We start from the raw sequence: 12,447 nt of genomic DNA on the forward strand, positions 1-12,447 counted from the left end.
GCGTCGCGGGCGCGCACTCCGACGGCGGCGCCGGTGCCCCCGCCAAGCAGCCGAGCGTGGACATCCCGGCGCTCGTCCGCACCCGCACCCACCACCCCGAGGCCATCGCCGAGGCGGCCACCCGACGCGCCCGCCGTCCGCTCCTCAACGAGGACGGCAAGCTGATGATCGTCGCCGCCGACCACCCGGCCCGCGGCGCCCTCGGCGTGGGCGGCGACAAGCTCGCCATGGCCAACCGCGCCGACCTGCTGGAGCGGCTGTGCCTGGCGCTGTCCCGGCCGGGCGTCGACGGTGTCCTCGCCACCGCCGACATCCTCGACGACCTGCTCCTGCTCGGCGTCCTCGACAACAAGGTCGTCATGGGTTCGATGAACCGGGGCGGCCTGCAGGGCGCCTCCTTCGAGCTCGACGACCGGTTCACCGGCCACCGTGCCGAGGACATACAGCGTCTCGGGTTCGACGCCGGCAAGCTGCTGCTCCGTATCGACTACGACGACCCGGGGTCCTTGACGACCCTGGAGTCCACCGCCCGCGCCATCGACGACATGGCCGCGCGCCGACTGCCCGTCTTCGTCGAGCCGTTCATCAGCCGCCGCACCCCCGAGGGCAAGGTCAGGAACGACCTGTCCCCGGAGGCGGTCACCAAGTCCATCGCCATCGCCTCGGGCCTGGGCGGGAGTTCGGCCTACACCTGGCTCAAGGTGCCGGTGACGGACAACCCCGACGACATGGCCCAGGTCATGGAGACGTCCACGCTCCCCGCCGTGCTGCTCGGCGGTGAGGTCGGCGACGATCAGGACGGGGCGTACGAGAAGTGGCGCAGCGCCCTGCGACTCCCCACCGTGCGCGGCCTGGTGGTCGGCCGCTCGCTGCTCTACCCGGCGGACGGCGACGTGGCCGCCGCCGTCGACACCGCCGTAGGACTTCTGTGAGGCCCTGATGACGACCAACGAGCTGCACCTGAGCAAGGGTTCGACCGCGAACGCCCAGTACACGCTCGACATCGACCCCAAGCGGGCCGGTTGGGCGCACAGCAGCCTGAGGATCGTCGAACTGCCCCCGGGCGGTACGCATTTGTTCACCACCGGGGACAGTGAGTGGATCGTGCTTCCGCTGCAGGGCGGATGTACCGTGCGAACAGAGGGACAAGAGTTCCAGATCCTGGGCCGGGAGAGCGTGTTCAGCGGAGTCTCGGACTTCGTGTACGTGCCCCGGGACGCCCAGGCCCAGATCGCCTCCGGCGCGGGAGGCCGCTTCGCCCTGGCAGGAGCGAAGTGCGAGCGACGACTCCCCGCCCGCTACGGCCCCGCGCCGGAGGTCCCCGTCGAAGACCGCGGCAGCGGCACCAGCGCCCGGCAGGTGCGCAACTTCGCCTCCGCCGCCGCCTTCGACTGCGACAAGCTGATCGCCGTGGAGGTGATCACGCCCGGCGGCAACTGGTCCTCGTACCCGCCGCACAAGCACGACGAGCACCGGCCCGGCGAGGAGTCGGAGCTGGAGGAGATCTACTACTTCGAGATCGACGGACCGAACGGTATCGGGTATCAGCGCGTATTCCCCTCCCGTGAGGGCGGTACCGACGTCCTCGCCGAGGTCCGCTCCGGCGACGCCGTGCTGGTCCCCGACGGATGGCACGGCCCGTCGATCGCGCAGCCCGGGCACGACATGTACTACCTGAACGTCATGGCGGGGCCGGGTGAGACGCGGGAGTGGCGGATCTGCTTCCACCCGGCCCACGTTGAAAGCACAGGGGGTTACCGATGACGATTCGGTTGACCGTCGCGCAGGCGCTCGTCCGCTTCCTCGCCGTCCAGTACAGCGAGCGGGACGGCGAGCGCCGCCGCCTCATCGCCGCCACCTGGGGAATCTTCGGCCACGGCAACGTGGCCGGGCTCGGCCAGGCACTCCTCCAGCACATGGACGAGATGCCGTACCACCAGGGCCGTAACGAACAGTCCATGGTGCACGCGGCAGTGGGCTACGCGCGTCAATCGAACCGTCTCTCCGCACACGCCGTCACCACCTCCATCGGCCCCGGCGCCACCAACCTGGTCACCGGCGCCGCCCTCGCCACCGTCAACCACCTCCCGGTCCTGCTCCTGCCCGGCGACGTCTTCGCCACCCGCCCCGCCGACCCGGTCCTCCAGCAGCTCGAAGTCCCGTACGCGGCCGACGTCTCCGTCAACGACTGCCTGCGCCCGGTGTCCAGGTTCTTCGACCGGATCACCCGCCCCGAGCAGCTGATCCCCTCCGCCCTCGCCGCCATGCGGGTCCTCACCGACCCCGTCGAGACCGGCGCCGTGACCCTCGCTCTCCCGCAGGACGTCCAGGCCGAGGCGTACGACTGGCCGGAGGAGTTCTTCGCGGACCGGGTGTGGACCGTACGACGGCCGGGCGCCGACCCCGCCGAACTCGCCGCCGCGGTACGGGCGATCAGGAACGCCCGGCGGCCCGTGGTCATCGCCGGCGGCGGGGTCCACCACAGCCGCGCCGAGGCCGTCCTCGCCGAGTTCGCCGAGGCCACCCACATTCCCGTCGCCTCCACCCAGGCCGGCAAGGGCTCGCTGCGCTGGGACCACCCGCAGGACGTCGGCGGCGTCGGACACACCGGCACCGCCACCGCCGACGAACTCGCCCGCACCGCCGACCTGGTGATAGGCGTGGGGACGAGGTACACCGACTTCACCACGGCCTCCGGCACCCTCTTCGAGAACCCGGACGTCCGTTTCCTCAACCTCAACATCGCGCCCTACGACGGCCACAAGCTCGCCGGGCTGCCCCTGATCGCCGACGCCCGCAGCGGCCTCGCCGAACTGACCGAGGCGCTGGTGATGCACGACCACACGGTGGCCGACCCGTACGTCACCGAGTACACCGAGGACAAGGAGCGCTGGGAGCAGCGCGTCGACGCCTGCTACGAGGCCGACGAGCCCGACATCCGGCCGACCCAGCCCCAGGTCCTCGGCGTCCTGGACGCCCTCGCCGACGAGTCCGACGTGATCGTCAACGCGGCCGGCTCCCTCCCCGGCGACCTGCACAGGCTGTGGCGGGCGCGGTCGTACGACCAGTACCACCTGGAGTACGGCTACTCGTGCATGGGCTACGAGATCCCCGCCGCCATCGGGGTGAAACTCGCCGCGCCCGAGCGGAACGTGTGGGCGCTGGTCGGCGACGGCACGTATCTGATGATGCCCACCGAGATAGTCACCGCCGTACAGGAGGGGATAGCCATCAAGGTGCTGCTGGTGCAGAACCACGGCTACGCCTCCATCGGCGGCCTGTCCGAGTCCGTGGGCGGAGAGCGGTTCGGCACCGCCTACCGCTACCCCTCGGACGACGGCACCTTCACGGGTGCCCCGCTGCCCGTCGACCTGGCCGCCAACGCGGCCAGTCTGGGTATGCGCGTCCTGCGTGCGAAGACCGTCCGCGACCTGCGCACGGCGCTCGCCGAGGCACGGGACGCCGACACTCCCACATGTGTCTACGTGGAGACCGAAACCGCAGACACAGTGTCGGGCCCGCCTCCGGCGCAGGCCTGGTGGGATGTACCTGTGGCCGCGACCGCGACCCGATCCGCCGCGGTCAAGGCACGTGAGCTCTACGAACGGCACGTCTCGACCCGACGCCGCCATCTGTGAAGGAGTAACCGGTCATGACGAAGATCGTCAACCACTGGATCGGCGGCAAGTCCGTCGAAGGCACGTCGGGCAACTTCGGGCCGGTCACCGACCCGGCCACCGGCGCGGTCACCACCAAGGTCGCGTTCGCCTCGGTCGACGAGGTCGACGCCGCGGTCCAGACGGCCAAGGACGCCTACGTGACCTGGGGCCAGTCCTCGCTGGCCAAGCGCACGGAGATCCTCTTCAGGTTCCGCGCGCTGCTCGACGCCAACCGGGACGCGATCGCCGAGCTGATCACCGCCGAGCACGGCAAGGTGCACAGCGACGCGCTCGGCGAGGTCGCCCGCGGCCTGGAGATCGTCGACCTGGCCTGCGGTATCAGCGTGCAGCTGAAGGGCGAGCTGTCCACGCAGGTCGCGACCCGTGTGGACGTCTCCTCGATCCGCCAGCCGCTCGGTGTCGTCGCGGGCATCACGCCGTTCAACTTCCCGGCGATGGTCCCGATGTGGATGTTCCCGATGGCCATCGCGTGCGGCAACACGTTCGTGCTGAAGCCGTCCGAGAAGGACCCGTCGGCCTCCATCAAGATCGCCGAGCTGCTGGCCGAGGCCGGCCTGCCCGACGGCGTCTTCAACGTCGTGCACGGCGACAAGGTGGCCGTGGACCGACTCCTGGAGCACCCGGACGTCAAGGCGGTCTCCTTCGTCGGCTCGACCCCGATCGCCCGCTACATCCACACCACCGCCGCCGCCAACCACAAGCGCGTACAGGCGCTCGGCGGCGCCAAGAACCACATGCTGGTCCTGCCGGACGCCGACCTGGACGCGGCGGCCGACGCGGCCGTGAGCGCGGCCTACGGTTCGGCCGGCGAGCGCTGCATGGCCATCTCCGCGGTCGTCGCCGTCGGCTCGGTCGGCGACGTGCTGGTGGAGAAGATCCGCGAGCGCGCCGAGAAGATCAAGATCGGTCCCGGCAACGACCCGACGTCCGAGATGGGCCCGCTGATCACGGCCGTGCACCGCGACAAGGTGGCGTCCTACGTCACCGGCGCCGCCGCCGAGGGCTGCGAGGTCGTCCTGGACGGCACCGGCTACACGGTCGAGGGCTTCGAGGACGGCCACTGGATCGGCATCTCGCTGCTGGACAAGGTGCCGACCACCGCGAAGGCGTACACGGACGAGATCTTCGGCCCGGTCCTGTGCGTCCTGCGCGTGGACACGTACGAGGAGGGCGTCGCCCTCATCAACAGCTCGCCGTTCGGCAACGGCACCGCGATCTTCACCCGGGACGGCGGCGCCGCCCGCCGCTTCCAGCTGGAGATCGAGGCCGGCATGGTCGGCATCAACGTCCCGATCCCGGTCCCCGTCGGCTACCACAGCTTCGGCGGCTGGAAGGACTCCCTCTTCGGCGACCACCACATCTACGGCAACGACGGCACGCACTTCTACACCCGCGGCAAGGTCACCACCACCCGCTGGCCCGACCCGTCCGAGGCCCCGGCGGGCGTCGACCTGGGCTTCCCGCGCAACCACTGAGTGCGAGCGCTCCACCCCGTTGAGGCCGTCCGATATTCGGATGGCCTCAACTTTTTTTGTCACCGCACCTTCGGTTCTCGTTTCCATGGGATGAAACGGGTGACTTAAGTTCTTTGCGTTTATGACCTTCGAAAGCAAGGTCATGCTGGCAGTGGTCTTGATGATTGCCTTACTGGGGCGTTCGGCCCTACGAAAGCGATGCGAGACCCGTCGCTTTAAGAGTGCGGAATCCGAAGGTAAACGGCCATTGACGCAGCGGTTTTCGTCGGGGTTCCATGCAGCACAGCCCAACCGCCGGAGGCATCCGCACAAGCCGATCGGAACCGCCGCATGACCGACACGCTCCGCCCTGTCGAGACCGCCGTTGCAGAGGCGTCCGACACCCCCAAGACGCTCAAGCGCTCCATCGGAGTGGTAGGCGGCACCCTACTGACCCTCTCCTGCGTCACCCCGGCCTCCACGCTCTTCGTGGTCGTCCCCGATCTGTTCGGCTCCCTCGGCACCGCCACGGCCCTCACGATCGCCATCGGCTCCCTCCTCTGTATCGCCGTGGCGTTCTGCTACTCCGAGCTCGGCACGCTCATCCCGAGCGCGGGCGGCGAGTACGCGATGGTGTCCACGATGGCGGGCCGCCTGGCCGGCTGGCTGGTCTTCGTCCTCTCCCTCCTGGTCGTCATGATCGTGCCGCCGGTGATCGCGATGGGTACGGCCGACTACCTGGCCCCGATCGTCCATCTCGACCCGGCCATGACCGGCGCCGGCGTGATGCTCCTCGCGACCCTGGCCGGCCTTCTGGACCTGCGCGCGAACGCCTGGATCACCGGCATCTTCCTGGTCCTGGAGGTCATCGCGGCGGGCGTGGTGGCGGTGCTGGGCTTCTCCCACAGCCACCGGGGAGTAGGCAGCCTCACCTCGATGCAGGTCGCGGACACGGGCGGCCACGCCACGACCGTCACCGCGATGCTCGTCGTCTCCGGCCTGGCCATCGCCCTCTTCGTCACCCAGGGCTTCTCGACCGCTGTCTACCTCTCCGAGGAACTGGAGGACCCGCGCCGCAACGTGGCCCGCACCGTCCTCGCCACCCTCGCGATCTCCACGGTGATCATCCTGGTCCCGGTCGCCGCGATCACCATGGGCGCGACCGACCTCAAGGCCCTCACCGGCGGCGACATCAGCTCCATGGTCACCGCCTGGTCCAACTCCGCGGTCGGCACGTTCGTCAGCCTCTGCGTGGCCCTCGCGATCATCAACGCGGGCATCGTCATGGTCATCCAGAACTCCCGCGTCCTGTTCGCCTCGGCCCGCGACAAGGCGTGGCCGGCCCCGGTCAACAGCGCGCTCTCCCGCCTCGGCCGCTTCGGCTCCCCCTGGGTCGCCACGCTCGCCGTCGGCGTCCCCGGTGCCCTCCTCTGCTTCGTCAACCTCGACACCCTCTACGGCGTGACGGGCGTCTCGGTGACCGGCATGTACCTCCTCGTCGCCGTCGCGGCCCTCCTCTCCCGCCGCGGCCACCACAAGCACACCCCGGCGTGGCGGATGCCGCTCTGGCCGACGATGCCGATCCTCCTCATCGCAGTCCTGGCCTACATCCTCACCCAGCAGGAGACGACCTACCTCCTCTGGACCGGCGGCATCACAGCAGTGGCCACCCTCTACTGGGCCTTCTACCTCCGCCCCCGCAAGGAGACCCACTGGGTGGTGTCGATCCCGGAAGACGCCCAGGCGTAAAACGCCCGGTCGGGGGCCCGGCGGTGCGTCGTGAGTGCCGGGCGGGCAGCCGCCCCAGGGGCGCGGGGAACTACGCGACCGGCCCCCACCGGCCCGCAGGTGCCCACGACCCGGTTCGGCACCGCCGTAATCCGCCGTCCTGGCTGATCGCCGCCGCGGCGGGAATCGGGGGACCGGCAGTGTTCTGGGGCCGACGGTGTTCTGCGGGACCGGCGGTGTTCTGGGGGCGGCGGTGTTTTGAGGGCGGTTCGTTGTACCGCGCTCGAAGTATGTGGTGACACCTCCGTACTCCCGAGGGATGGGCCGGGGTTCACCCCTCCGTCGGCATCGGACGTCGGTCCCGCACCGTACCGTTGAAGCATGGATCTTCGACCCCCCGGCCTGCGAGGGTTGCTCGGGCGGCCGCGGCGGCTTCTGGCCGCCGCGGCCGCCGTCGTCGTGCTCGCCGGTGCCGGTACCTGGACGGCCGTCGCCGCCTCCGACGACGCACCGGCCGTCCACCGCACCGACAAGGTCATGGCGGTGGACGGGGTACGTCTGGACACCTCGTTCTTCACCACGCCCGGCACCGGCCGGCGCCCCGCGGTCCTCCTCGCCCACGGCTTCGGCGGCAGCAAGGACGACATGCGCACGGAGGCCGAGGACCTCGCCCGCGACGGCTACGCGGTCCTCACCTGGTCCGCGCGCGGCTTCGGGAAGTCCACCGGGAAGATCGGCCTCAACGACCCGAAGGGCGAGGTCGCCGACGTCTCCCGGCTCATCGACTGGCTCGCGAAGCAGCCGCAGGTGCAGCTGGACAAGACCGGTGACCCGCGCGTCGGCATGGCGGGCGGCTCGTACGGCGGTGCCATCTCGCTCCTCGCCGCCGCCTACGACAGCCGGGTCGACGCGATCGCCCCGTCGATCACCTACTGGAACCTCGCGGACGCCCTGTTCCCGAACGGCGTCTTCAAGAAGCTGTGGGCCGGGATCTTCTTCAACACCGGCGGCGGCTGCGCGAAGTTCGACCCGGCACTGTGCGCGATGTACGACCGGGTCGCCGAGTCGGGCAAACCGGACGCAGCCGCGGTCGAGCTCCTCGAAGAGCGGTCACCGTCGGCCGTCGGCACCCGCATCAAGGTGCCGACCCTCCTCTTCCAGGGTCAGACAGACTCCCTCTTCACGCTCTCCCAGTCCGACGCGGCCGCGAAGGCGATCAAGGCCAACGGCGCCCCCGTCGACGTCGACTGGATCGCCGGCGGCCACGACGGCGGCGACCTGGAGACCAGCCGTGTCGAGGGCCGGGTGACCTCCTGGTTCGACCGCTACCTGAAGGGCGACAAGGCCGCCGGCACCGGCCCGGCGTTCCGGATCACCCGCACCGGAGGCGTCGACTCCACCGACGGCGCCGCCCAGTTGCGGGGCGCCGACGCGGACAGCTACCCCGGGCTGGAGAACGACCGGAAGTCCATCGCCCTCAAGGGCGGCACCCAGCACGTCGAGAACCCGGCCGGCGCCTCGCCGCCCGGCGTCTCCGCCCTGCCCGGCCTCGGCGCCGCAGCCGGCCTCTCCCAGCTCTCCTCCCTCGGCATCGGCGTCTCCCTGGACTTCCCCGGCCAGTACGCCCGCTTCGACTCGGCCCCCGTCACCGACAACCTGCAGATCACCGGCGCACCCACCGCCACCGTCCACATCACCTCGACCAGTGACGACGTCGTCCTCTTCGGCAAGGTGTACGACGTCGGCCCGGACGGCACCCAACAGGTGCTGCCCTCCCAGCTGGTCGCCCCGATCCGCATCGAGGGAGCCAAGGCCGGCAAGGACGTCACGATCACCCTCCCGGCCATCGACCACGAGGTCCAGAAGGGCCACCGCCTCCGTCTGGTCCTCGCCTCCACCGACCTCGGCTACGCCTCCCCGGCCGCCCCGGCGACCTACACGGTCTCCCTCAAGGGCGCCCTGAGCGTGCCGACGGCACCCGGCGTGGACACGGCCGCCGCCGCCCTGCCCTCCTGGGTGTGGTGGCTGCCGCTGGCCGGTGCGGTCGCCGCGCTGGCCCTGCTGCTCACCGGCCGCCGCCGTACCGCCGGCCCGGCCCCCGCCCCGGAGCTGGCCGAGGTCCCCCTCCAGATAACGGACCTGAGCAAGCGCTACGCGGGCTCGACGGACCGGTACGCGGTCCGGGAGCTGTCCTTCCGCGTCGAGCAGGGCCAGGTCCTCGGCCTTCTCGGCCCCAACGGCGCGGGCAAGACCACCACACTCCGCATGCTGATGGGCCTGATCACACCGGACGACGGCGAGATCCGGGTCTTCGGCCACGCCATCCGCCCGGGCGCGCCCGTCCTCTCCCGGGTCGGTGCCTTCGTGGAGGGCGCGGGCTTCCTGCCGCACCTGTCCGGCCGGGAGAACCTGGAGCTGTACTGGGCGGCGACCGGCCGCCCGACGGAGGACTCCCACATCGAGGAGGCCCTGGAGATCGCCGGCCTCGGGGACGCGCTGGCCCGCGCGGTCCGCACGTACTCGCAGGGCATGCGGCAGCGCCTCGCCATCGCCCAGGCCATGCTCGGCCTGCCGGACCTGCTCATCCTCGACGAACCGACCAACGGCCTCGACCCGCCGCAGATCCGCGAGATGCGCGAGGTGATGATCCGCTACGCGGCCGCCGGCCGCACGGTGATCGTCTCCAGCCATCTCCTGGCCGAGGTCGAACAGTCCTGCACCCACCTCGTGGTGATGGACCACGGCCGGCTGATACAGGCCGGCCCCGTCGGCCAGATCGTCGGCTCCGGCGACACCCTCCTCGTCGGCACGGAGACACCCGTGGAGGAGCCGGTCGTGGAGAAGGTCGCCGCGCTGCCCGGCGTCGCCTCCGTGACCAGTACGGACGACGGACTGCTCGTCCGCCTCGATCCCGGCGGCAGCGCACCACGCCTGGTCGCCGAACTGGTACGGCTCGACGTACCCGTGGCGTCGGTGGGCCCCCACCGCCGTCTGGAAGACGCCTTCCTGACCCTGATCGGAGGTTCCGCATGAGCACGCTCACCGAGGGGGCCGCGGTCGCCTCCGGTTACCGGGCGGGCCGCACCCTGCCGCTGCGCGTCGAACTGGTCCGCCAGCTCAAACGCCGCCGCACCCTGCTGATGGGCGGGATCCTGGCCGCACTGCCGTTCGTCCTGCTGATCGCGTTCGCGATCGGCGGCCAGCCGGGCGAACGGAACGGCCAGGTCACCCTCCTGGACACGGCCACCGCGTCCGGCGCCAACTTCGCCGCGGTGAACCTGTTCGTGTCGGCGGGCTTCCTGCTGGTCATCCCCGTCGCCCTGTTCTGCGGGGACACCGTGGCCTCGGAGGCCAACTGGTCCTCGCTGCGCTACCTGCTGGCGGCACCCGTGCCCCGGGCCCGCCTGCTGTGGTCCAAGCTGGTCGTCGCGCTCGGCCTCAGCCTGGCCGCGATGATCCTGCTGCCGCTGATCGCCCTGGCCGTCGGCACGGCCGCCTACGGCTGGGGCCCGCTCCAGATCCCGACCGGCGGCGCGCTCGACACCGGCACGGCGACCCAGCGCCTGGCCGTCGTCGTGACGTACATCTTCCTGTCCCAACTGGTCACCGCGGGCCTCGCGTTCTGGCTCTCCACGAAGACCGACGCACCCCTCGGCGCGGTCGGCGGCGCGGTCGGCCTGACCATCGTCGGCAACGTCCTGGACGCGGTGACGGCCCTCGGCCACTGGCGCGACTTCCTGCCCGCGCACTGGCAGTTCGCCTGGGCGGACGCGGTACAGCCGCATCCCGAGTGGTCCGGCATGATCCAGGGCACCGCGATTTCCATAACGTACGCCCTGGTGCTGTTCGCCCTGGCCTTCCGGGGTTTCGCCCGCAAGGACGTGGTTTCCTAGGTCACCGGACGATCTCCCTCCGGCCTCGACGCCCCTGGTCCGTGGCCGCTTCGAGATTCATCCGCAACGCATCGGGGCGCACGTTCCAGCCCCCCGTGCCGTCAGAGTCGGCAGAAAGTCAGGAAGCCGACTCCGACCGGCACAGGGGGCACATGCGATGGAACGGCACCGGACCCGACGAGGCACGTGCAGGGCACTCCTCGCCCTCACCACCACAGGCGCCCTGCTCCTGGCAGGCTGCGGCGCCGACGACGAGTACAACGGCCCGAACTACACCGGCCTCCCGGCCCCCCCCGCACCCTCCCAGGCCCAGCGCAACGAAGCCCCCGAAGCCACCCCCTCCGCCCCTTCCTCCGACGACGACCTCTCCACCTTCGCCCTTGACGTCGAGAGCGCCTCCTGCGGCTACGGCCGCCGCACCTTCGACGACGGCGGACGCTCTGGCCCCCCGGCCATCCGCGCCGAGGGGTTTGCAACAGCTTCCGCCAGGACTACCGCACCGTTCCTTGGCAGTGAGCGGGAGCGAGTCCCTTCACTGGCACGCCCCGAACGGTCTTGAGCGCACTGGTCCCTGGCGTTCTCGTCCCCGGGGCGGCGACACGCATCCAGTGCGTGGTCCGATCCCGGGAGGCCAGTTCCCTCACGACCTGGCCAGTTGGGTGGGCCAGAGGCGACGGGGAGGCCCTGAATCATCACTCTGGTGGAGCAGGGGCCCCGCACGCCGACGCCGCACCCGGTGTCCCAGATCGCGCCGCTTACGCTATCCCGGCACCTGCAGAGTACTGCTGTCCGCGAGCCCACCATCACACGATCGAGTTAAATCAACCTCGCATAAGCTCCCAGGCGAGCAGCTCCAACCTCGAGGGCGTCGCGACCGGCTACGCCACCGCCGTCCAGGGCCTGCGCAAGAACGCCACCAACCGTGTCGTCCTGATCTCCGACGGCCTCGCCAACGACGGCGAGACCGACCCGGACGCCATCCTCGAACGCATCGACGGCGACCGCCGCGAGTACGGCATCACCCTGTTCGGCGTGGGAGTGGGCAGCGACTACGGCGACGCGCTGATGGAACGCCTGGCCGACAAGGGTGACGGCCACACGGTGTACGTCGCCGACACCGCGACCGCCGCCGACGTCTTCTGCCGCCAACTCCCGCAGAACATCGACCTGGTGGCCCGCGACGCCAAGGCGCAGGTGGCCTTCGACCCGCACACGGTCGCCGAGTTCCACCTCATCGGCTACCAGGACCGCAAGGTCGCCGACGAGGACTTCCGCAACGACCGGGTCGACGGTGGCGAGGTCGGCCCCGGCCACACGGTCACCGCCCTCTACGCCGTGCGCACCAACCCCGGCACGGACGGCCACCTGGCGACGGCCACGGTCCGCTGGCTGGACCCCGACACCCGCACCCCGCACGAGAACACGGGCGCCATGGAAACGGGCTCCCTGCACGGCTCGGTCTGGACGGCGTCCCCACGCTTCCAAGTGACGGCGGTGGCGGCATACTTCGCGGACGCGCTGGCGGGGGGGCGACTACGACATCCCGGGAGCGCCGAGTCTGACCAAGCTCCAGTCGCGCGCAGCGACCCTCGCAAAGGTGACTGAGGACAAGGACGTAGCCGACCTGGCGACAGCCATTCGGGAGGCAGCGCCCCGATAGGGGCGCTGGGGGTGCCCCCGGCCGAAGGCTGG

At 70.7% G+C, this 12,447-nt stretch carries 7 protein-coding genes and 1 pseudogene; all 8 read left to right on the plus strand.

Translation table 11 applies throughout. The annotated features are described in order from the left end of the window. Positions 1–56 precede the first annotated feature (56 nt). The 8 genes and pseudogenes from EDD90_RS34840 to EDD90_RS59130 all read left to right on the plus strand — a co-directional run bounded on the left by EDD90_RS34840 (position 57) and on the right by EDD90_RS59130 (position 12,415). Entirely contained in the window at positions 57–932 is an 876-nt protein-coding gene (locus EDD90_RS34840; protein ID WP_260328780.1) for a deoxyribose-phosphate aldolase, read from the plus strand. Positions 933–939: 7 nt separating this feature from the next. After that, entirely contained in the window at positions 940–1,764 is an 825-nt protein-coding gene (gene iolB, locus EDD90_RS34845) for a 5-deoxy-glucuronate isomerase (protein WP_123976847.1), read from the plus strand. Continuing rightward, positions 1,761–3,638, plus strand: coding sequence for a 3D-(3,5/4)-trihydroxycyclohexane-1,2-dione acylhydrolase (decyclizing) (iolD, locus tag EDD90_RS34850; protein ID WP_123976848.1), 1,878 nt, complete (start codon positions 1,761–1,763; stop codon positions 3,636–3,638). Before iolB ends, iolD begins: the two co-directional genes overlap by 4 nt. A gap of 14 nt (positions 3,639–3,652) precedes the next feature. After that, positions 3,653–5,155: a CoA-acylating methylmalonate-semialdehyde dehydrogenase gene (mmsA, locus tag EDD90_RS34855; protein ID WP_123976849.1), complete on the plus strand. Its 1,503-nt coding sequence runs from the start codon at positions 3,653–3,655 to the stop codon at positions 5,153–5,155. A 330-nt stretch (positions 5,156–5,485) separates the two neighbouring features. Beyond that, on the plus strand, positions 5,486–6,883 hold the full coding sequence (locus EDD90_RS34860; RefSeq protein ID WP_123976850.1) for an APC family permease: 1,398 nt from the start codon (positions 5,486–5,488) through the stop codon (positions 6,881–6,883). A 360-nt stretch (positions 6,884–7,243) separates the two neighbouring features. Continuing rightward, positions 7,244–9,895 (plus strand): CocE/NonD family hydrolase, encoded by a 2,652-nt coding sequence (locus EDD90_RS34865; RefSeq protein WP_123976851.1) that lies wholly within the window; start codon positions 7,244–7,246, stop codon positions 9,893–9,895. After that, entirely contained in the window at positions 9,892–10,755 is an 864-nt protein-coding gene (locus EDD90_RS34870) for an ABC transporter permease (protein ID WP_123976852.1), read from the plus strand. The genes EDD90_RS34865 and EDD90_RS34870 overlap by 4 nt, the downstream gene beginning before the upstream one ends. Positions 10,756–10,912: 157 nt before the next feature. Next, a pseudogene (locus EDD90_RS59130) lies at positions 10,913–12,415 on the plus strand (von Willebrand factor type A domain-containing protein). Positions 12,416–12,447: the final 32 nt, after the last annotated feature.

This window comes from Streptomyces sp. Ag109_O5-1 (assembly GCF_003814875.1).
Taxonomy (GTDB): Bacteria; Actinomycetota; Actinomycetes; order Streptomycetales; family Streptomycetaceae; genus Streptomyces; species Streptomyces sasae.